Here is a 21,145-nt window from a genome sequence, read left to right as displayed (position 1 = left end):
AGGTCATCTACACCACCAATGCCATCGAGTCGGTGAACATGAGCCTGAGGAAGCTGACCAAGAACCGGGGCTCGTTCCCCAGCGACGAGGCGCTGACCAAGCTGTTCTACCTGGCCCTGCGCAACATCAGTCAGAAGTGGACCCTGCCCATCCGGGATTGGAAGGCCGCGCTGACCCGATTTACCATTCAGTTCGGAGACCGCATCTCCGTCAATTGAAGTCCGACCCGTTTACACAAAAATTCGGACACGCCCGAACGAAGTTGCTCAGTAAGGCTTGACCTTCAATCCATCATAACCACCACCCATCGCCTGAAATAGAGCGGCACTATCGGCAAGTCGTTGCGCCTGCGCTGCGACCAAGGCAATGCTATTTTGTTGAGCCTGCTGCCTTGCAATCAGCAATTGCGTGTAGCTGGCTGCGCCAAGCGCATACTGACGCCCCGTGGATTCAAGAGAAGACTGTGCAGTTGAGTCTGCAAACGCGAGTGAACTCAATGCCTGTGCATCGTGCTCCAGTGCGCTCAATGTGTCCGCCACGTTGCGCAGAGCGTCGAGCACAACGCCCTGATAATTTTCCGCTGCGGCATCCAATGCCGCCAGCGATGCCCGTTTTTCTGCGGGTAGTCCCGGATTGAATAGTGGCTGGGTCAACTGCCCCAGCACACTCCAAACAGCAGAGTTGCCGCCAAAAAGAGCCCCGGTTGTGAGTGCTTGTGAGCCAAGGTTTGCACTGAGGTTGATTTGTGGATACAGCTTGGCGATCGCCACCCCATATTCGGCATTCGCCGCGTGAAGCAATGCTTCTGCCGCCTGAATATCAGGCCGTCTGCGCACCAGATCAGAAGGCATCACAAGAGGCAATTCGGTGGGCAGTTTGAACTCGGCCAAAGTGAAATCCGGCACCTTCGCGTCACCAGGGGCCTGGCCGGAAAGCGTAGCCAGAAGATGCTCACTTTGTTGCAGTTGCTTGAGCAACAGGGGTAGTCCAGAACGAGTCTGTTCGGTCTGCGTTTGCTGTGCAAGCAGTTCGTCCGGTGCTGCTTGACCAAAACGCACCCGCTCGCGGGTGACATTGATCTGCTCGTCCTGTGCTTCGACCATCGCTTTGGTGGCCGCAAGCTGACCCGCGAGTTTTGCTCGGACAATGGCGGTGGTGGTGATATTTGCCGCAAGGGTCAGTTGCGCGCCCGCCAGTTCATGGCTCCGGTAGTCCACACGAGCGGCCAGCGCTTCCAGCGCACGACGATTCCCTCCGGCCAAGTCGAGGCGGTAATTTACGCCAACACTGGTGTTGTAAAGACTGAACTCACGTGCCTCGCCGGCCAATCCGAGACCGCTGGAGCTCATGCGTTGGCGTTGCGCACCGATACTCGCATCGACTTGGGGGTAGCGCGTTGATCCCGCTTGCGCAGCATGAAGCTCCTGCGCCTGCCGCAGTGTCGATTTTGCGGAGGCTAACGTGGGACTGTTTTGTAAAGCCAATGCAATCAGTGCATCGAGTCTGTATGACCCCAGGCTGTGCCACCATTCCGAACTGACCTCCCGACCGACCCGGAGGGTTTGCACTTCCCCCAAGGGGATTGTGGACAAGGCGGTTTGCGCTGGCATGGTGGCAACGGTGTATTTGGATGTAGTCGGAGCTTCGGGGCGTTTGAAGTCAGGCCCGACCGCACAACCAGCCAACAAACCAACAAGTGCGAGAGATGTCAGGGCTCTGGCTGGACTTTGACTGGGTTTCGTGCATTGGCCCGTGCAAGTCAGGTCATCGGTTTTCATAGAAATGCTCCAGGAACGGCTTACGGAAGCTCTGATGACAAATGAGACAGCTTTGTTGCACCTTCGAAAAAGCAGAGATAACGGCTAGACCATCACCACGCTTGGCTGCGTCGCCCATAGCTGTAGCAGATTCGTGCGTCTGCCCATCGTGGCTGCGAAACTTCCCAGCATCGGTTCCGAGCCAAGCAAGAATGCGCATTTTTTCCGCGACGGGAGGCTCTGCGTGGTTGGCAATCTTCGGCGCCAACTCGGCAACCACCGCCCACTCTTCCTTGGAAATTGCGCCTGTAATGGCTTGCATGTCGCGGCCTAATTTGTCCATCACACCACGTAGCGCCATCGGCTTTGCGGATTCTGCCTGCGCGCCAGCAGGGTTGACTGATATGGTCATCACCGTGAAAAGCACGGTGGCAATGACCAGGAACGGTTTTTTAGTGCTGTTCATGAGACCTCTTCTTTTCTCAGCGACATCGATAACGAGTGGTGCAGTCATTCAAAACTGCGCCCTTCACCCGCTTCCTCGTGAGTGACGCCATCGCGGATGTGGTAAATGCGCTTGAACGTCGGGATGATTTTTTCGTCGTGCGTGACGACGATGACGGCGGTTTCAAAACGCCGAGCCATGTCGTTGAGGATGCGGATGACAGACATCGCACGCACCGAATCCAGCGGTGCTGTTGGTTCATCAGCCAGGATCACTGGTGGTCGATTGACCAAGCCGCGAGCAATAGCCACGCGTTGCTGTTCTCCGCCTGAGAGTTGTGACGGCATGGCCCTGGCGCGGTGCTGCACATCCAGCGCGGTGAGCAGTTCGAGCGCGCGTTTTCGCGCATCGTCATTGCCGACACCCGCGAGCATCGGCAAGAGCGCCACGTTATCGGTGACATCGAGAAACGGGATCAGGTACGGCGCTTGAAACACGAAACCGATCTTGTCGCGGCGCAAAGCCCGCAGGTCGCGCACTTTCCATTCATCGTCGAAAATCACCTCGTTTCCCAGCACCATGCGACCGGCGGTGGGGTCAATCACGGCTCCCAGGCACTTGAGCAACGTGCTCTTGCCGGAACCGGATGGGCCGATCAGACCAACCACCTCGCCCGGCGCAACCTGCATGTTCACGTTCTTCAAGGCGAGAACCGCAGTGTCTCCCTCTCCGTAACGCTTGCTCAAGCCTTCGATGTGAATGCCTTTTGCCGTCATGTTCAGCCTCCAATCGCTTCGGCCGGATCGACCTTCAGCGCCATACGGATGGCGACAACGCTGGCCAGCACACAAATAACCATCACCGCGAAGAAACCCAAGATTGAATCAATGGGCATCAGCAATACGTATTTGGGAAACAAGGGTGCAGCGAAGGTAGCCGTGATCTTGCCAACGACAAAACCGATGACCCCAAGTACCAACGCCTGCTGCAAGATCATTCCCGAAATCGTGCGGTTGCGTGTGCCGATGAGCTTGAGCACTGCGATTTCGCGAATTTTGTCCATCGTCAGGGTGTAGATGATGAACGCCACGATGGCGGCGCTGACCACAGCCAGAATCACCAGGAACATGGCGATTTGCTTGGCGGATGTGGCAATGAGTTTTCCCACTAAAATCTCTTCCATCTGCGCGCGGTCATAAACCGTGAGCCGTTTCCAGCGCCGTATCGGTTCAGCCACCTCCTGCGGGGAGTATTCAGATTGGATACGCACCAGCACCGCATTTACCGAGTTGTTACTGGTTTGTGAGGCAATCACAGCATCGAGCAGACCAGGCACGCCGGGGCGGTTAAAGGCCGGATTGGCTTCGGTGCGGCGACGCTGCATCAGAATGGCGTCGTTGTCTTTGAGGAATTGCGCTTCTTGCGCATCCTTGAGTGGGATGAACACCATTGGGTCGCCACTGGAGGACACCATGCGGCGGGTCAGGCCAACTACTGTGTAATGGTTGCGGCGAATTTTCACCTCATCGCCCAGCCGAAACCCGGTGGCGATGTCCGCGACCGCCTCATAGTGGCCACGTGTAATCTGGCGCCCCGCGACCAATTGAGGTGGCCAACCCGATGTTCCCGGTTCGCCTGCCGCAATGCCCACGACCATGGCGCGCACATCCTTTTCACCTCTTCCGACCTGCATGGTCAGGTAGGTCACATTGGCGGCCTCTGCGACGCCCGGCAGGGTGCGGATGCTGCGCCACAGGTCATCAGGGATGCTGGAAGACTCGGCATAAGGGCCCAGGGTATCTTTCTGTACCACCCACAAGTTGGCACCACTGTTGTCCAGCAACACCTTACCGTCATCGACCATGCCGCGATACACACCCGCCATGGTCAGCGTGACGCCAATCAACAGGCCCAGGCCGATGCCCGTAAAGATGAATTTCCCCCAGGCATGAAGGATGTCACGTCCGGCCAGGCTTATCACGGTGAGACTCCTGGCAGACGATCGACGATGTTAATCCGACTCTTGGCGCTGAGTGTCTTTTCGCTGTAGAGCACGATCTGGTCGCCAACGCTCAAGCCCTCGAGCACCTGAACCAGGCCATCAAGACTGGAGCGGCCCAGCACGACCGGAGTGAAAGTCAAACCTCCTTCAACCAGCTTCCATACACCGCGTTTTCCATCGACTGTCCGAATTGCGGCATTGGAGATGGTCGGCGCGGCAGGCAATTCGCCCAGTTGCACAGTCACCTCCGCCAACTCACCCAATGGTGGAAGAGGTACTGGAGGCGCGTTGAAAACGATTTTTGCCAGGGTTTCCTCAGTCACGGCATCGGCACGAGGCTCGATTCGCAATACGTGTCCCGCCACTGCCTGAGATCGCCGTGATCTCAGAACAATCTTGGCTGGAAGCCCTATAGCCAGTCCCTCGGCACTGATTTGATCAAAGCGTGTATCAACCCACAGGCTTGCGGTGTCAATTACTTCGATTACCGCTTGCCCCGCCACCACCGTGGTGCCAGGGTCTGCATCGCGTGCTGCGACCAGTCCGGCAACCGGTGCCACCAACCGCAAGTTTCCGCGTTGAGCGCGGAGCGCTTCCAACTCTGCGCGCAGACGCGCGATATCTTCTCGCGAGGCGACCAATGCCGCGCTCGCCACAGCCAGTTCTTGCCGTTTGGTGACTACCGTTTCTTCGCTGGTGCCACGCACCGATAAAAGCTGCTCATAGCGTGTGGCCTGTGTCTGCGCGAAAGTTTCTTTGGCCGCAGCCTGTCGAAGTGCAGCTTCGGAACTCTTGATTGCAGCCTGCTGAGCGCTAACGCGATCGTCCAGGTCCACCGCATCCATTTCACCGAGCACTTGCCCTGCCTTAACGATATCGCCGACATGCACATCCAACCGCTTGACGCGCCCGGCAACGGTGGGGCCGATTTTGTAAGTAAAGCGCGCTTGTACTGTCCCTATACCAGCTAATGCTGGGGCAACGGAGCGGGACTCTACCGTGCTGACAGTAGCTGCAATAGGAGCCAATGGCCCTGAACGCAAAGCAACATAGATGAAAAGTAGTAGAAGCGGAATGATGATTACGACAAGTGCCAGTGTGCGGCGTTGTAAGGGTGGAAATTTCATGACTCACTCCCAATGCCACGACGATAGATTGCAAAAACACCAGAGGCATCGCGACGGATGCGAGCGGCGTCACCCGCGATGAGTGACTGCATCACCAAGCCCTGGATGGAGCCGATGAACGATACCGAGGCAGCCTCGATATCGAGGTTGGCATCAAGCTCGCCTATCGCCTTGCCCCGCTCCAGTAGATGGCGCAAGCGTTCTCCGTACCGTTGAATTAAGGTCTGAACCATCCTTTTAGGGAGTGTTTCTCCGGGCCGCTGCAATTCTCCGAAGAGCATCCGTGGCACACCCGGATGCTCGGAAACGAAGTCGATATGAGCCATGAAGACCGCTTCCAGCGCGGCAAGAGGAGAAGTCACGTTCTGTGCCGCCCTGTCTACTCGGGAAAGAAGACGTTCCGCCACCCATGTCATCACTGCTTCGAGAATGGCATCCTTGGTGGGGAAGTGCCGGAACAGCGCGCCTTGGGTCAGGCCCATGCGCTGCGCGATCGCCGTGGTGGTGATGTCGCTGGGATTCTGCTCAGCCGCCAGATTGATCACCGCCTCTACGGTGGCCGCTCTCCGTTCATCAGCCGGAAGGTGCTTAGGGTGTTCGCTCATCGCCAATCCAAAAGAAAGTCATCTATTACTATCATAGCAGGTTGTGTGATGAGAGCAAGACCCTATCTGACAGCGCCCAATGAACTCAACGCCAAGTTCGACCCCGAGCCAAGGTACCCAGCTTGTCGGTTGGCCCCTACAAGCAGGTTTAGCGCGTACTGAATTTAGTCAGTTTTTTTCTTTCACCGGCACAGTGCAATCGACTTTTGATGTTTGGTGCGGTCGTCTTCTGAAAATGACACCCAGGGCGTGAAATTGATCCAATCAATCGTCATGGTTCACTCCGATTTGCAAACACAAAATTGCTCGTACAGCACCTGCATCACGGCCAGCGCTTTAGGGTTGGTCAATGCGTAGTGGATGTTTTTGCCTTCACGGCGAGTGCTCACCAGTTCCTCACCGCGCAACACGGTTAGTTGCTGCGACAAGGTGGGTTGCACGATGCCCAACAAATCTTCAAGCTCACCAACCCGGCGTTCGCCTTGTGAGAGCTGGCACAGGATGAGTAGCCGGTCAGGGTTAGCAGATATGCACGTGGGTGTCGAACTTAGCTCCAACGTGTATTCACAGTTAGCCGTGTGACATCGCGATCTTGAAATCCTCGTAGTTCAGAATTTTCAGAGGCGTAGCTGCAGGATTCCCTTCAACATCGGGTACGTCAAGCCGAAGATTTTTTTCAAAGTAAAAAAGAAGTGCTTTTCTAATAGGGATGGACAATTTTCCATCCACCATTTCATAGTCTTCCATGACTCCTCGCTTCTGAGGCTCATTCAGCTTGGGGTTTGGATGAAGCAGGACTTCAAACAGCTCATTCCAAGCAGTGTCGTTGGTGATGTCTCCTTCAGCGCTGCCCAATCCTCTGGTGGCATCACACCGTGACAGAAGGAAATCCCGGAAAGCGCGCCTGTTGTGGCAAAAAGCTCGGACGTGCCATCGCGCTCCATCGTTCACAAGAGAATGGGGGGAAAGCCACCTCCACGCCTTGTCCAGATTGGCGTTATTCATCGATTGATAAGAAACCTCTATCGACCGTTTTTCTCGTATTGCCCTTGCTAACGCCCGAAGCACATCTGATTTCACCCGCCTGGTTGGAACGGGCATCAGTGCGGCACTCGGGATGTAGCCCATCCACGAATCCATTAGCCGAACGCGAACCCCAGACGCGTCGTGCAGGTGAGCCAGATAGACATCCGCCCTAAGGTCTAGAAAGATCGGAGTGAAGTTTTCTGTGCTGATGTAGCGCTTCTCGCTCGCGTCATACATCAGGTTGCCCGGAGCAAGCTGTTGGTACAGGCCAAGGTCTGCGGACGCCTGGGGGGTTGAGACCCCAAATTTTTCCGTAATGTCTCCACGTCGAACACCACCCTCCCAGTAGAGGCGGAATTCAATGAATTCGAGGCGCCGTTCAGTGCCCCAGCGAATTTTGTCGGCTGCAAATTTCATAAGTATAGTTACTTGACAGGTAAAAAATCGCTACCCATAATAAAACTATACGCAATGGACCGCTCCTTGTCCACGCGGGTTACATTGGGAGATAGCTGTGAGCCACACCTGGAACTACGAACGCGCCAGTACCCACATCGACAAGAAGATGGAGGATGTGGAGACCGTCACCATCAAGCAGTATGGGCGCGATATGTCGCTTGAGTCCATTGCGACCAATGCAGCGTACCGCGTCGATGGCGTTCACATGTATGCAGACATCCAGAACCTGCGCGAAATGCTGAATGTGACTGGTGAAGAAGGCACTGAATGCCACAAGCGCATGCTGCGATTTCTTGACCAGCACTATCGCGCTGTCAATCGCATCCTCAAGCGCGTTGACGCGCGGCGGGTGGACTTCCACAACCAGCGTCTGCACTCTCTTTTCACCAAGCCGTACAACTCCGAGGCTGGTGCGGAAAAGAAGCGCGTGCAACGCGCAGTCGCAACAGCGCAGCTCATGATTGACGTCTTGAACGAGACCAAAGATGACGACGCAAAGATCCCCGCAGCAATCTTGCGCGTTGGCATTGACACTGGAGAGACACTGGCTGTCAACAATGGGCGCAACGGAAATCGCGAACCATTGTTCCTGGGCGATGCCGCAAACCATGCTGCGAAACTGGCCAGCAACCTGTCCACCAAGGGTATTTACCTTACGAATGCGGCACGTTTGGCGATTGGCCTCAAGGAAGTCGACACTCCCGCAAAGACGGCGCTGACAAAGGAGGAAATCAAGGACTGCCAAGATGCTGCAGACCTTGACGTCACCGCCGAGACCATCGTCAAAGAGTGGCGGGAAGACCAGAAAAACAATCCGTTGGGGGGCTTTGTTTTCACGCGGCATACCCCACCGTTTTCGACGATGGACATTCCGGCGCTGACCCCCGGCAACTCGCGCCGTCAAGAGGCGGTGAGCATCTATGCAGACATCGATGGCTTCACAGCATATGTGGCAGACAACATTGAGGAGAATGCTGAAAACGTAGTCCGTGTACTCCATGTGCTGCGTGCCGAACTCGAACGCGTCCTCACCACAGAATTCAAGGGGCGGCGAATCCGCTTCATTGGGGACTGCGTCCATGGCCTCATTTGTGAAGGCACTGTAGCAACTACGGAAGTGCAGGACACGATTTCTGAGGCTACACGTCTGGCTGGTGCATTCCGCAGCAGCTTTGACCTTGCTATCGAGAAGCTTGAAAAGAAAAAGTATTTTTCCGGAGAGATGGGTCTCGCTATCGGCTTCGATTACGGCCCAATGACAGTAACCCGTCTCGGCCTGAAGGGGAGTCGTGTTCGCTGTTCGGTGAGCCGTGGAGTGCTTTCCTCGGAGGACGAACAGGTCCGCTGCAAAGGAACAGAAACGGCCATCGGCCAGAGCGCCTATGACGAGGCCTCTGAGGCGGTAAAGAAGGTGTTCGGCGACAAGCGCATAACCGCAAATCTCGACTACTTTGAGGCCACAGAAGCACTCGCTGATAACGGCGACAAAGCAGCCAACAGCGCCCGCTCGGCTGGCACGGTCGCCAGCACCCCTGCTATTGCGAAAGCCCAAGAACAGGTGGTCCGGCCCTACTGTCGTGTGAAGGGGGCGTAATGCCGACTGCCGTCGAGTTCATCGCGGCTGTCGCGCCCGCGTACAACGCAGCCGCTGAACATGTGTCGGCCGTAAGTGTCATTCTCCGATTCAACCTTGCTCTCAGTGATGGTCGGACTGTCCCATACGAGATCGAAGTTAAACAGGTCGGGGATAGGAAGGCGATGGCAAAGGAGCGCCAACCGATCAATTTGCCTGAGTTCTGCCCCCAGCGCCATATCAATTCCGATGGCTCCTTCTGTCTTTACTGGCGGGAAGTGTCCAACTTGGACATTTCGGATGAGGAGACGGCGCACGCATGGTGGGGAATCCTGTGGAAGTTTCTGACGCTCCAGGCCCGGGTAAAAAAAGCTCGGCGTTGGCCAAACCAAAATGAGTGGGCCCACGGTGCAGCGGCTGTCCACCAGTACAGAGCAGAGCTAGCGGCGCATGAGCTCGGGGGCGAGTATGTGATCGCGTTGAAAGAAAGGCGGCTTTCAGTCGTAAAGAAGAAGCGTGTCTTGCAGCTCTTGAAAGACAAAAACCATCTATATAGCGTTTGGCTTGACTCTAAGAAGGTTGTGAACCTTAAGCAGCGCTGCCTTTGCGGTTCGACTGGAAAAAAGGGTCGCAAACGACTTCGTAGGTGTGGCTCCCATGCTTCAGACGCGTCCCACTTAGCTATGGCTCTCCTTCTGTGGGAAATCGAAGAAAAGGCATTCTGGCACTCCTTTCGAGACAGACAATGCTGTGGGACTTGTGACAACTGCCCGCTGCAGCCCTGAACACCTAAAACCTGCTGAATTACAAATGAGTACGAGTCAAGACAGATTGACCAGCGCCCAATGGATTTTTGAGCGAACGCTCGTCTGGATTGCTGCTGCAGAAATCAAGGTCGGTGCAATTACCGCCATCGATTTGGCAATGCTCACGGCGTTGGGTGCGTTCTTTAGCGCAGAGCCATCGAAAAATCCTTGGGCAATTTTCTTCGGTGCAAGTGCTGCGGGGGGGCTATTTATTGCCTTGTTCTGTACAGCAATGGTGCTCTCCCCTCGTCTAAAGGATGGGCCCAAAGAATCGCTAGTATTTTTTGGCGCAATTGCATCGATGCCACGTGCCGACTATGTCATGAGGTTCGAGTCTGTGAGTGAGCACGACATCCTCAAAGATATTGCAGCCCAGATTCATCGGAACGCCGAAATTGCGCAGGAGAAGCATGAGTACGTCAAAAAATGTCTAGGCTGGTCGTTGTTTGCTGTGATCCCATGGATTGCTACGGTAGGTCTCCTTGTCAAGTACTGATCGATCTATCACAGCGGCAATGAGATTGCCACAGCGGCCACCAAAGCACCGCGTCAAGTGACTTGAAATAAATCCAAAGAAAACTCTGGAGGGATCACATCAATGACAACAAAAATTCTGCTTGGACCTGTGCTTTCGTTTCGGGGGGCCTCAAAAGGAAAGTGGAAAGTCAGTGCGCTTATCGGAATTGATGAGGGCAAAAAAGCACCAAAATTCACCGTCGATGGGAAGGCTGCGCCAAAGAGCTCGGTGTTGCTCAGACATGGTGGACGCCAGTACCTGCGCTACGACCTGACCACAAACCAAGGTGATCAAGAGCGCAAGGTTGAGTACACGATTGGGGACGTAGACGAGGTATGGCACTTCACTGTGCCAGGACAAAACTATGCACCTCGCATGGCCTATGTGTCGTGCAATGGCTTTTCGGACCCCAGCAGCATCCGCAAGCTGATCAAGGGTGAAAACGCCGTCTGGGCGGATCTGCTGTGCAACCACGACAAGCAGGTGCGCCCTGCGGGCTACATGCTCGACAAAGAGCAGCTTTGGCATGAGTCGAGGACCCACGACAAGAATCTACAGCGCTTCCACTTGCTGTTGATGGGAGGAGATCAGATCTACTTTGACTCAATCTGGGAAGACGTCAAAGAGCTCAAAGGGTGGATTGGGCTGCCGAGGGATGAGCAGTTGGTATTCCCCGTCAGCCCCGAACTTGAGGCGAAGATTGAGGACTACTACCTCAAGCTTTACGCCGACAGATGGTTACCCAAAGAGCGAGGCACTTGGGGTGGTGAGACGAAGCCGCTTGATGCAGCGCAGGCTATGGCGCGGACTCCCACAGTGATGATGTGGGATGACCACGACATCTTCGATGGCTGGGGTTCCTACAGCTGCGAGATGCAGCACAGTCCACTGTTTCAACGACTCTTCCATCATGCACGACGAGCATTCTGGGTATTCCAGATGCAGCATGCGGCTGACAACCTCCCTGATCTTGTGCCGAGGGATGACGTTCAAGTCAGGGCTAATGACCCGCTCTTCAAGAAAATTGCGTGGACGGAAGCACTCAAACGCGATGCCCTCGCGTTGCCTCTACTGGATCTCCAACCCGGTTTCAGTTTCGCGCACGCTATCGGGCCCGTGCAGCTGCTGGTAGCCGACCTGCGAACCGAGCGCTCGCACGAGCAGGTATTGGGACCGGACACATGGACTGCGATGAAGGCCTGGCTTAAGCAGATTCCAGAGAACGGGCGCAAGCACCCAGGCGAAGGTTGCCAGCACTTGCTGTTTATGTCGTCCGTCCCGGTTGTGCACCCGAAGCTATCGCTTGCAGAAGCATTCCTGGACAACTTCGGTTCGGATCATGTTCTGGATAGCAGTTCAGATGACCTGAAGGATCACTGGACGCACGACGACCATGAGGGCGAACGCCTACGCCTGCTCGAAACGCTGTTCGCGACTGCAAAGGCCAAGCAACTCAGAGCGGCCATCGTCTCAGGAGACGTGCACGTGGCGGCCCACGGAGTCGCCTACCGCAAAGACGTGGGCCCCCAAGACAACTGGGCGCAGATTCAGCAGTTCACATCGACAGCTGTGGTGCACCCGTCGCTGGTATCTGTGGCGGAACGACTGTTTTTTCACGTCCTGGACAACGTGGGCAGGACCACGCAAAACTTGGACGTAAACACAAGTGCAGAGATGCTGATCTTTCCGCAGTCGAACCGGCGGGTTTTGGCTGCGCGGAACTGGCTGGCGATTGAGCTAGACACTGGGGTGGCTAATGCCGCTGGCTCCAAGCTCTGGGCCACTTGGCGATGCGAAACGAAAGATGGGGTGTCGAATCACCTGATGGCTGTGGAGCCAACGGCTGTGCCAGAGGTGGCATTGCTCCACAGGTGACCTCCTGCTTCCGTCGCAGCGATGCCGTCGATTAATTCTGGAGGCCATGTAGACGTACGCAAAAGACCTTTTCATACAACTCGAACCCGCAATACTGGCACATACGCGCCAAGCACAACAGATAAAAAGGAAAAAATGCTTCAACGACTACAAGGTAAAGAGGGCCGTCGTCTGCGGGTGCAAGCCATGCTGTCTCAGAAGATGGTCACGGGCAACCGCGAGCTGGCTGAGTACTTGGCCGAAAATGCAAAGTTCTTCGAGGTGACAAAGGGGCAAGTGCTGATCCAGCAGGATGCGGCCGACAACGATGTGTTTTTTATTGTGACCGGCGCGTTCAATGTGTTGGTCAACGGGCATATCGTGGCGCGCCGCTTCCCCAACGACCACATTGGCGAGATGGCTGCTGTGGAGATGACGCAAAAGCGTGCGGCTTCTCTTGTGGCCACGGAGCTTAGCGTAGTGGCTCAGATCTCGGAAGCGCAGTTCTCGGCCGTTGGCAGCAAGTACCCAGAGGTGTATCTAGCAGTGGCTCGCGAATTGTCGCGACGGCTCCACCAGCGCAACGCACATGTTGGCGCGGCTCGCGACCGCATCAAGGTGTTCGTCATCTCATCGAAGGAGTCCCTCGCTGTCGCGCGCGTCGTCCAGAATGCACTCTCATACGACAATTTTGTCGTGAAACCTTGGACTGACGATGTTTTCCGCGTAGCGAACTACCCGCTTCAGAGCCTTTTCGACGCGGTATACGACGCAGATTTCGCCGTTGCGATTGCCCATGCCGACGACACAACCACGGTCCGCGGTCAGAATTGGCCTACACCACGCGACAACGTGATCTTCGAACTTGGCATGGCCATGGGACACCTTGGTAAGGACCGTGCGATATTGATGGAGTCACGCGAGCACGGGGTAAAGTTGCCCAGTGACATGACCGGTATCACTACGATCCCCTATAGGTACGAGCCTGGCTGTGATGCCGCTGCCTTGATGGGACCGGCGTGCAACCAATTGCGCGATCACATTCTGCGGCTTGGACTGAACCTCTGAGATTGCGAAGGTCGGTATATCGCACCAAGGGGTGCTCCACAAGTACGCGGAACCATCTCGATCATGGACGTCTAAGTTTCCGTCCACCTCCCAACGGTCACTTGCCGCCTAAGCTGTCCGCCGGTCGTTTCTTGCGTCCAGGCTTTGACGGTAGCTGAAACTGTGCGACCAATACGCGTAGGGTATCTGCCTCCGCTTTGTGCTGGGCTGCAGCCTGAAGGGCATGCTGCAACTCGGCACCTTGTACTTGATTAGCTCTTGTACTTTCTCCGAGGGCGGTGCGCGCACTGTCAAGCTCTGCAGCCAACCGAGTCTGTATGGAGCTAGTTTCTAGGAGCTTGGTATGCATATCGCGCTCGGTCTCAGCGAGTCTGCTTCGCAGTTGCTCCAGTTGTTTTTCCGCCTGGGCACGCGCGGTGCGCTCCCGATCGATCTCACGAAGGGCTCGATGCTCTGATTCGGTGGCCCGTTTGGCGGCCTCATCGATAGCTGTACGCCCCTTCTCCAACTCAGCGCTGAAATGCTGCCGACTCTTGGATTGTTCCAGCTTCAGCTCATCCATCTGTCGGGATTGAACCGCCCCGGTGTTCGTGGAGGCCGGTTGGTTTAAGTCAGACCGCCACCATGGAGGTCTGACTGGCGAGTTGCCGGTAGTAGTTTGCCTCAGCCTCTGCAGGCGGTATGTATCCAATAGGTCCGAGCAGCCTGTGATGGTTGAACCAGGACACCCCTTCCAGTGTGGCCAGTTCCACCGATTCACGGGTTGGCCAAGACCGGCGATGGATCACCTCGGCCTTGTACAGCCCGTTGATCGTCTCGGCCAAGGCGTTGTCGTAGCTGTCGCCCTTGCTGCCCACAGATGGCTCGATGCCTGCCTCTGACAGCCGTTCGCTGTAGCGGATGGAAACGTATTGCGACCCCCTGTCGGAATGGTGAATCAAGGCACCATCACGCTCGGGCTGCCTGGCATATAGGGCCTGCTCCAGGGCATCCAAAACGAAGTGTGTGTGCATGGAGGTGCTGACCCGCCAACCCACAATGCGCCTGGCGTACACGTCGATCACGAAGGCCACGTACAACCAGCCTTGCCAGGCTGAGACGTAGGTGAAGTCCGACACCCACAGCTGGTTGGGCCGCTCGGCCTTGAACTGTCGGTTGACCCGATCCAGTGGGCACGGCGCCTTGGCATCGCTGAGGGTGGTGCGCACCACCTTGCCACGGCGCACGCCCTGCAAGCCCAGGCGCTTCATCAAGCGTTCGACCGTGCAGCGAGCAATGACAACTCCCTCGCGGTTCATCTGCTTCCATATCTTGTCGGCGCCGTAGACCCGCATGTTGGCCTGCCAGACACGCTCAATGTGCGGCACCAAGGTGTCGTCACGCTGGGTGCGCGCGCAGCGCAGCTGGGGGTTGCGTTGGTGAGCGGCGTGGCGCCAATAGCCTGACGGGGCGATCTGCAGCACTTTGCAGATCGACTCGACCCCGTGGGCCTGTCGATGCTGGTCGACGAAGTCGTTCAGGACTTCAGACGGCGGTCGAGCTCCGCCTGGGCGAAAAACGCGCTGGCCAACTTCAAGATCTCGTTGGCTTTGCGCAGCTCCTTGTTCTCGCGTTCAAGTTCCTTCAGGCGCTGCAGGTCGGTCGTCGTGACGCCGGCCCTGGCGCCGTTGTCGATCTCATCGCGCTTGACCCATTCGTTGAGGGTCTGCGGCACGCAGCCGATCTTGGGGGCGATGGATTCAATGGCGGCCCACAGCGAGGGGTACTCGCCTCGGTGCTCCTGCACCATGCGAACAGCGCGTTCGCGGACCTCGGGTGAGAACTTGTTTGACTTCTTGCTCATGGCTCAATCCTCTCAGGGAAAAGAGCCTCCTCAAAAACCGGGGCGGTTCAAGGTGATATTTTCTTTACACCCTACCCACGCTCTTGGCCCGCATTGGCTTTGGCAGAACGGGCCAATTGCTCATTACTGCCAGGCTGTCCTGTAGGAGTACTTCGGATCAACCCAGTGCCTTGAGCTTGCGATAAAGCGAACGTTCGCTCATGCCGAGCTGGGCAGCAAGTTCTGCACGGCTACCGGTGTGGGCAGCAGCAAGGGCGCGCAAGGTATCTCGTTCTAAGGACTTAAGCGAGCTGCCCGAAGCGACTGCGGCGACAGAAGAAGACGCTGCAGGCTGTAGCACCAAGGGCGTAGGCGAGTGTCGGGCTGGTCGCGCCCAAATACCCGTGTCCACCGCCTTTTGAATGTGAACACCTTCTACGGTATCGCCGTCGCACAACAAGGTTGCTCGCTCCAAGAGGTTGCGCAACTCACGCACGTTACCAGGATAGTCCAGCGAACTAAGCTGAATCAACGCGTCTCTGGACAAACGCAGGTGACGAGGCGATGCAACACGCTCCAGCAGAGCTGCCGCCAGCAAGGCGATATCTTCGGTACGTTCGCGCAATGCCGGCAAGCGGATTGGGAAAGTGCACAGCCGATAGTACAAGTCTTCGCGGAAACGACCCTCGGCTACCATGGCTGGCAGGTCACGATGCGTGGCGGATACAACACGGATGTCGGCATGCCGAAGGTCTGTACTGCCAACGCGGCGGTAGGTGCCAGTTTCCAACAGGCGTAGGAGTTTCACCTGCATCGGCAGCGGAATATCCCCCACCTCGTCCAAGAATAATGTACCGCCGCTAGCAGCCTCTACCAAGCCTCCGCGCTGCCCAGCGGCACCGGTAAATGCACCCCGTTCGTGGCCAAACAACTCCGACTCGAACAAAGCCTCGGGCAAACTGGAGCAATCAACCGCTACCAGTGATTTCCCTGCGCGTGGGCTGGCATCGTGCAGAGCATGAGCTACCAGCTCCTTGCCGGTGCCCGATTCACCCAATAGCAACACCGCGGCTCGTGATGGCGCCACGCGCGCCACAAGCTCCAACATTTGGCGAAAGGCAGGAGCGCGCCCAACCAACCCTTGGACATTAGGCCGACTTTCTGGCACCCTCAGTGGCTCCATCTTTTCAACGAAAAAAACCGGTGTACCGTCCTCACCCGGCAAAGGTGCCAGTTCGATATTGACGTATGCCTCCCCATGAGGAGTGTGGTGCAGGTGCAGCACTCGCTCACGCTGTCCTGATTCGCGCGAAAGCGCCATCGGGCAGCTTTCACCCGCTTGATCGCACGGAACCGAGAAATTGTGCGATACCTCGTAGCAAGTACGCCCAATCACACTGCGCTGCGGGCTGAACTGCTGACGATAGGTGTCGCATCCCGGACGATTGCATAGACTCTAGGCGCTATCCACTCTTCATGGCTCGAGCCGTTCTGAAGGAGTTGATAGAGTCCTTGCAATCCACCCGGGGAGTGAAGCCATGTTGATAGCCCTGCACAAGAACGCCCGCACCACGCCCGCTGTGCGTGCCGAGATCGCAGCCAGCAATGAACCAGCCCGCGTCCTGGCCCAGCGCTTTGGCATCACGGAGCAGACGGTCTACAAATGGAAGAAGCGCGACGTCTTTGCCGACCGCTCGCACACTGCCCACCACCTTCAGACCGTGCTCACGCCAGCGCAAGAAGCAGTGGTGGTTCACTTGCGGCGTACCTTGCTGTTGCCTTTGGATGACCTGCTGGCCGTGACACGGGAGTTCATCTGCTGTCATGTCTCGCGCTCCGGGCTGGACAGGTGCTTGCGCCGCCATGGAGCGGGCAACCTCAACGCCCTTAAGCCCCAGGCGCCTGCGCTAGCCCACAAGGCCTTCAAGAGCTACGAGCCAGGCTACGTGCACATGGACGTGAAGTACCTGCCCCAGATGCAGGATGAGAGCAGCCGGCGCTACCTGTTCGTGGCTATCGATAGGGCTACGCGTTGGGTGTTTGTGCAGCTCAAGTCCAACAAGACCGCAGCCAGTGCACAGGCCTTCCTCAAGGCGTTGCACAAGGCCTGTCCGATCAGGATCAACAAGCTGTTGACCGACAACGGCAAAGAGTTCACGGACCGTCTGTTTGCCAGCAAGGAACGCGAACCCAGCGGCAACCATGAATTCGATCAACTGTGCCGGGAGTTGGGCATAGAGCACCGATTGACCAAGCCCAGGACGCCCAGAACCAACGGCATGGTGGAGCGGTTTAACGGCCGCATTGCAGACGTCCTGAAGACCCACCGGTTCAACAGCCGCGAAGACATGGAGCAGACCTTGCTGCGCTATGTAGCCCTGTACAACCACCAGTTGCCACAGTCAGCGCTCAAGAGCAGTACGCCGATGCAGGCCATGAAAGAGTGGCATCACACCCACCCGCACCTGTTTCACAAGCGACCATATGATCGTCCGGGATGCGACAGATAGGCAGTGTTGGCCGCAAGGATGCGGTACTGCAAGTCAAAGACGATGTGAGGTTCGGGTAACCCGTCTAGAAAAGCGATAAGTTCGGGCAGTGGCTTCATGGCAAAGAAAAGATGAGTGTCCAGTGTAGGGGATCAGCTTCAGACTGCCAATAATGGCTGCCATTTGGCAGCAGTCACTCGGTACGCGTGACGCACTCGGACTCTCTCGATCTCAAAACGCTTGAATCACAATCAATTTACAGATCAAAAAGGGTGGCACGATTTTTGAAGCTGTAAGGCACCACAACCGCTTGGAGTCTCTTATGAACTCAACACTAAATCTGCCAACAGCCGGCACACCCGAAGATGCGGAGCGCCGAACATGGATGCGCGCTACAGTCGGCATGGGATGCGCAGGCGCTACCGCCACACTCTGGCCATTTGTGTCTAGTTTTGCCCCCAGTGAGCGGGCGAAAGCGCTTGGAGCAAGCGTGCAGGTGAATGTTGGAGATTTAGCCCCAGGCGAAATGCGTACAGTGGAATGGCGCGGCCAACCTGTCTGGCTCTTACGCCGTACCCCCGAGATGCTGGCCAGTCTATCGAACACCGCCGACTTGGCCGACCCTAACTCGAGTACCCCACAACAGCCTGAATATGCAAAAAATATACATCGGTCCATCAAGCCCGATTTGTTAGTGACCGTGGGCATTTGCACCCACTTGGGCTGCTCCCCGGTAACTTTGCCCGAAGGCACCGCCAACACCAGTGTACCGGCTGACTGGAAGGGTGGCTTCTTCTGCCCTTGTCATGGTTCTACCTTTGATCTAGCCGGTCGCGTTTTCAAGAATAAGCCCGCCCCCACCAACTTGGTGGTGCCACCCCATAGCTATCTCGATGACACTACGCTGTTAATCGGTGAAGACGAAAAAGAAAATACTTAAGCACCGTGGACTTTCGCATTTTGCACAGCACAAACAGTAGTGAGTTGAGTTACTTGCTAGCCGACAGAGCCTGCGGTGAGGCCGTGCTGATTGACCCCCACTCGCGCGACCTACCTGTGATTCGTGCGTTGCTACAAGAACATCAACTCCGCCTTCGTTGGGTATTGCGCACCCACCAGCACGACCATCTGCGCCCAATGGAGTTCGAGCGACTACGACAACTTGGCGCTCCACTAGTGCAAGGTGAGCCGCGCGAGGGAGCCACCTTAGTTAACGACGGTCAAAACCTGGATTTTGGAAGTGAGAAAATCAAAATTTGGCGCACGCCCGGCCACACACCATATTGCCTGAGCTACATTTGCCGCGATCGCGTCTTTTGCGGAGGTCTCATGGCGGTAGATGCCTGTGACCTACAACCCTATCCGGCAGATCCCGAAGCCCTGTGGGACAGTGTCGTTCAACGCCTATTCACGCTGCCAGATGAAACCCTACTTTTTGCAGGACACGAAATTCCTTTACATGCCGTCAGCACAGTTTGGGGACAGCGCCAATCCCACACTTGGTTTAAAAAGCTTGATAGAGACGCTTTTATTACACACTGGACAAATTTTCTAATTTTGAATAACTAAAAAATTTTGCAGATTTATGTTGGATGGTTGAGGCAGGGGAAAAAACCCAGTGTTTGCAGAAATCGTTGTGGATACTCAGCATCAGATTAAGATTCAGCTGTCTCAAGTGATATTTTCGCAATCTTTGCTTGCGTTCGAGAGCTCAAGTTAGCTGTTGCCGAACCCTTGAAAAGAGCGCTTGTAATTAGGAAGCACGTGCTTGAGTTCACTAAAACGATTTTTTTGCCACGCCACACGACTCACGGTTCAGGCAAGTGAATCGCCCAAGGTTTGAACTGACCCTAAAAGTTGGACGTTTGCCTCCTTGCCTACCAGGCGGTGTTTTTCAGTCGGCATTCCAACAGGCTGAGTCCGCTCAATCTGAGCTTGATACGCTCAAGGTTGTAGTAGTGAACGTAATCATTCACGCACGCTTCGTGCGCATCAATGCTGTTGGGCGCAGCAAGCCGGAAGTGCTCGGCCTTGATGGTGCCGAAGAAACTCTCAATTGTCGCGTCGTCAAAGCACTTGCCCTTGCGGCTCATGCTTTGTTTGACTCCACGTCGCTCGATACGGCTGCATCTGCCATCAAGGAAAGCCGTTGAGTTCGCAGCGCTCGAATGGTAAGCGTGGCCTCAAGGCCCTTGTTGCCGGGCCGATGGGATCAGGTCAGCATGCGTCCATATGCAAGACAGTGGACATACCCCTGAGTGGAGCGGCCCGAAGGTTGAGCGCACCCTTCGCAACGGCAAGCAGATCTATTTCTCAGCTTTCAAGGCTTGGCTGGTCGAACAGGCCGGCAGACCAGGCGCATCCGTCTCGGGTCTGGCGCTGCGCAACGGCGTCAACGCCAATCTGCTGCGTCACTGGATGAAGCTGGGTCATTGGCAATCGGGCACCCAGGCACTGTTGCCAGTCACGGTTCTCGCACAGCAGCCCTGTGCCGATGTGGTGGCGACCACCAGTGCCCAACTGTCCACGGGCACGGTGGAGATCGAACTGTGCGGCGCCGTCATACGCCTGAGTGGTCAGGTCGATGCCGCACAACTGACGACGGTGCTGGCCGCGCTGCGCGCATGATCGGCCTGCCAGCGAACACGAGGGTGTGGATCGTGGCCGGACACACCGACATGCGCAAGGGCTTCGATGGTCTGGCCGCGATGGTGCAGACCGCGCTGAGCGAGAACCCGTTCAGTGGCCACGTCTTCGTCTTCCGCGGCCGACGCGGCGACATTATCAAAGTGCTGTGGTTCGATGGCCAGGGCCTGCTGCTGCTGAGCAAGCGACTTGAACGCGGGCGTTTCGTCTGGCCCCAAGCCTCGGGCGGTGGCGTATCGCTGACACCGGCACAGTTGTCGATGCTGCTCGAAGGCATCGATTGGCGCATGCCAGCGCGCACGCATCGCCCGGAGCTGGCCGCGTAAAGCTGGCGTTGCGGGTCATTCCCGATGGAGCCGGGCTGGGGGTGAGGCACACTCCAGGCCGTGTCGACGCCCACCCCATCACAGCCGAGCCGCGAAGAATTGTGGCGCATCATCGAGGCGCGCGATAGCGAGGTGGCACTGCTCAAGCTGATGGTCGACAAGCTCAAGTTGCAACTGCTGCGCCGGGTTCGTTCCGAATTCTGTACATCCAGCGAGCAGTTGACGGCGCAGATGCCTTTGATCGATGGCGACCAAGCCGCATTGAGCATGCGTGCCAAGGGCGTCCCGGTGCCGGCCCCCGCCAATGACGCGCAGATCGACCGCCGTCTGCCGGCGCATCTGCCGCGCGACGTCCAGGAACACCTGCCCCAGCTCAGCAACAGCCATCACGACGGTACGGGCCAACCCTGCGGCTGCACGGCCTGCGGTGCCCGGTTGCGCAAGATCGGGCAAGACGTCTCCGAGCAGCTGGAGTACGTGCCGGCGCACTTCAAGGTGATCCGGCATGTGCGGCCCAAGCTGGTTTGCGTGGGCTGCCAGACGATCTTCCAGGCCAGCGCACCGGGCCGCCCGATTGCGCGTGGTGTGGCCGGCGCCGGCCTGCTGGCCCATGTGCTGGTCTC

General features: G+C 56.7%; 23 protein-coding genes, 1 pseudogene and 1 other annotated feature. Of the genes and pseudogenes, 12 read left to right on the top strand and 12 right to left on the bottom strand.

Features of this window, described 5'->3' with window-relative positions; all coding sequences use genetic code 11:
* On the top strand, window positions 1-218 hold a 218-nt coding region (locus BN2503_RS16815; protein ID WP_148639770.1), incomplete at its 5' end, for a transposase.
* A gap of 48 nt (window positions 219-266) precedes the next feature.
* Here the strand turns inward: BN2503_RS16815 and BN2503_RS19655 are convergent.
* From BN2503_RS19655 to BN2503_RS16770, 8 genes are all read right to left on the bottom strand, one after another.
* Window positions 267-1,778, bottom strand: a complete 1,512-nt coding sequence (locus BN2503_RS19655) for an efflux transporter outer membrane subunit (protein WP_082366652.1) — start codon at window positions 1,776-1,778, stop codon at window positions 267-269.
* Window positions 1,765-2,169, bottom strand: coding sequence for a cytochrome c (locus BN2503_RS16800; RefSeq protein WP_256497086.1), 405 nt, complete (start codon window positions 2,167-2,169; stop codon window positions 1,765-1,767). Before BN2503_RS16800 ends, BN2503_RS19655 begins: the two co-directional genes overlap by 14 nt.
* Window positions 2,170-2,267: 98 nt before the next feature.
* Entirely contained in the window at window positions 2,268-2,978 is a 711-nt protein-coding gene (locus BN2503_RS16795; protein ID WP_054257781.1) for an ABC transporter ATP-binding protein, read from the bottom strand.
* Between the two features lie 2 nt (window positions 2,979-2,980).
* On the bottom strand, window positions 2,981-4,183 hold the full coding sequence (locus BN2503_RS16790; protein WP_054257780.1) for an ABC transporter permease: 1,203 nt from the start codon (window positions 4,181-4,183) through the stop codon (window positions 2,981-2,983).
* Window positions 4,180-5,331 (bottom strand): efflux RND transporter periplasmic adaptor subunit, encoded by a 1,152-nt coding sequence (locus BN2503_RS16785; RefSeq protein WP_054257779.1) that lies wholly within the window; start codon window positions 5,329-5,331, stop codon window positions 4,180-4,182. Before BN2503_RS16785 ends, BN2503_RS16790 begins: the two co-directional genes overlap by 4 nt.
* Window positions 5,328-5,936, bottom strand: coding sequence for a TetR/AcrR family transcriptional regulator (locus tag BN2503_RS16780; protein ID WP_054257778.1), 609 nt, complete (start codon window positions 5,934-5,936; stop codon window positions 5,328-5,330). Before BN2503_RS16780 ends, BN2503_RS16785 begins: the two co-directional genes overlap by 4 nt.
* Before the next feature lie 278 nt (window positions 5,937-6,214).
* Window positions 6,215-6,493: an ArsR/SmtB family transcription factor gene (locus tag BN2503_RS16775; protein ID WP_054257777.1), complete on the bottom strand. Its 279-nt coding sequence runs from the start codon at window positions 6,491-6,493 to the stop codon at window positions 6,215-6,217.
* Between the two features lie 13 nt (window positions 6,494-6,506).
* On the bottom strand, window positions 6,507-7,379 hold the full coding sequence (locus tag BN2503_RS16770) for a helix-turn-helix transcriptional regulator (protein WP_054257776.1): 873 nt from the start codon (window positions 7,377-7,379) through the stop codon (window positions 6,507-6,509).
* 97 nt (window positions 7,380-7,476) lie between these two features.
* On the opposite strand from BN2503_RS16770, the gene BN2503_RS16765 reads away from it, so the two are divergent.
* The 5 genes from BN2503_RS16765 (at window position 7,477) to BN2503_RS16745 (ending at window position 13,239) form a co-directional block, all read left to right on the top strand.
* Window positions 7,477-9,015: a nucleotidyl cyclase domain-containing protein gene (locus BN2503_RS16765; protein WP_054257775.1), complete on the top strand. Its 1,539-nt coding sequence runs from the start codon at window positions 7,477-7,479 to the stop codon at window positions 9,013-9,015.
* Window positions 9,015-9,779 (top strand): E2 domain-associated cysteine-rich protein, encoded by a 765-nt coding sequence (locus BN2503_RS21385; protein ID WP_054257774.1) that lies wholly within the window; start codon window positions 9,015-9,017, stop codon window positions 9,777-9,779. Before BN2503_RS16765 ends, BN2503_RS21385 begins: the two co-directional genes overlap by 1 nt.
* A gap of 25 nt (window positions 9,780-9,804) precedes the next feature.
* Entirely contained in the window at window positions 9,805-10,296 is a 492-nt protein-coding gene (locus BN2503_RS20205) for a Pycsar system effector family protein (RefSeq protein WP_139235528.1), read from the top strand.
* Between the two features lie 102 nt (window positions 10,297-10,398).
* Entirely contained in the window at window positions 10,399-12,192 is a 1,794-nt protein-coding gene (locus BN2503_RS16750; RefSeq protein ID WP_054257772.1) for an alkaline phosphatase D family protein, read from the top strand.
* A 186-nt stretch (window positions 12,193-12,378) separates the two neighbouring features.
* A complete protein-coding gene (locus tag BN2503_RS16745; RefSeq protein WP_233495110.1) occupies window positions 12,379-13,239 on the top strand; it encodes a TIR domain-containing protein in 861 nt (286 codons plus the stop codon).
* Between the two features lie 97 nt (window positions 13,240-13,336).
* On the opposite strand, the gene BN2503_RS19650 is transcribed toward BN2503_RS16745, so the two are convergent.
* The 3 genes and pseudogenes from BN2503_RS19650 to BN2503_RS19645 form a co-directional block, all read right to left on the bottom strand.
* Window positions 13,337-13,801 (bottom strand): hypothetical protein, encoded by a 465-nt coding sequence (locus BN2503_RS19650; protein WP_233495109.1) that lies wholly within the window; start codon window positions 13,799-13,801, stop codon window positions 13,337-13,339.
* A gap of 49 nt (window positions 13,802-13,850) precedes the next feature.
* A protein-coding gene (locus tag BN2503_RS16740; protein ID WP_139235529.1) for an IS3 family transposase occupies window positions 13,851-15,082 on the bottom strand; the annotation gives its coding sequence in 2 pieces (ribosomal slippage) (window positions 13,851-14,791 and window positions 14,791-15,082; 1,233 coding nt in all).
* Window positions 14,685-14,801: a sequence feature (AL1L pseudoknot), on the bottom strand. It overlaps the preceding gene by 117 nt.
* A gap of 157 nt (window positions 15,083-15,239) precedes the next feature.
* A pseudogene (locus BN2503_RS19645) lies at window positions 15,240-16,487 on the bottom strand (sigma-54 interaction domain-containing protein); the annotation flags it as partial.
* 112 nt (window positions 16,488-16,599) lie between these two features.
* Between BN2503_RS19645 and BN2503_RS16725 the strand changes: the two are divergent.
* The 3 genes from BN2503_RS16725 (at window position 16,600) to BN2503_RS19635 (ending at window position 19,119) form a co-directional block, all read left to right on the top strand.
* The gene (locus BN2503_RS16725) at window positions 16,600-17,571 is read left to right on the top strand and encodes an IS481 family transposase (protein WP_054257767.1); all 972 of its coding nucleotides are present in this window, start codon (window positions 16,600-16,602) and stop codon (window positions 17,569-17,571) included.
* Between the two features lie 301 nt (window positions 17,572-17,872).
* Window positions 17,873-18,490 (top strand): ubiquinol-cytochrome c reductase iron-sulfur subunit, encoded by a 618-nt coding sequence (petA, locus tag BN2503_RS19640; protein WP_074930526.1) that lies wholly within the window; start codon window positions 17,873-17,875, stop codon window positions 18,488-18,490.
* A gap of 83 nt (window positions 18,491-18,573) precedes the next feature.
* A complete protein-coding gene (locus BN2503_RS19635) occupies window positions 18,574-19,119 on the top strand; it encodes an MBL fold metallo-hydrolase (RefSeq protein WP_233495108.1) in 546 nt (181 codons plus the stop codon).
* Between the two features lie 308 nt (window positions 19,120-19,427).
* Here BN2503_RS19635 and BN2503_RS16720 read toward each other — a convergent pair whose 3' ends face one another.
* The gene (locus BN2503_RS16720; RefSeq protein ID WP_267887076.1) at window positions 19,428-19,670 is read right to left on the bottom strand and encodes an IS3 family transposase; all 243 of its coding nucleotides are present in this window, start codon (window positions 19,668-19,670) and stop codon (window positions 19,428-19,430) included.
* Between the two features lie 112 nt (window positions 19,671-19,782).
* Here BN2503_RS16720 and tnpA point away from each other — a divergent pair, with 112 nt between their 5' ends.
* From tnpA to BN2503_RS16705, 3 genes are all read left to right on the top strand, one after another.
* Window positions 19,783-20,178 (top strand): IS66-like element accessory protein TnpA, encoded by a 396-nt coding sequence (gene tnpA, locus BN2503_RS16715; RefSeq protein ID WP_054257765.1) that lies wholly within the window; start codon window positions 19,783-19,785, stop codon window positions 20,176-20,178.
* A complete protein-coding gene (gene tnpB, locus BN2503_RS16710; protein ID WP_054257764.1) occupies window positions 20,175-20,522 on the top strand; it encodes an IS66 family insertion sequence element accessory protein TnpB in 348 nt (115 codons plus the stop codon). Before tnpA ends, tnpB begins: the two co-directional genes overlap by 4 nt.
* Before the next feature lie 60 nt (window positions 20,523-20,582).
* A partial coding sequence (locus BN2503_RS16705) for an IS66 family transposase zinc-finger binding domain-containing protein (RefSeq protein ID WP_199445271.1) occupies window positions 20,583-21,145 on the top strand: 563 nt, incomplete at its 3' end.

This window comes from Paenacidovorax caeni (assembly GCF_001298675.1).
Lineage (GTDB): Bacteria > Pseudomonadota > Gammaproteobacteria > Burkholderiales > Burkholderiaceae_C > Paenacidovorax > Paenacidovorax caeni.
The sequence above is the reverse complement of the archived record's forward strand: the minus strand, read 5'-3'. Positions and strand labels throughout refer to the sequence as shown.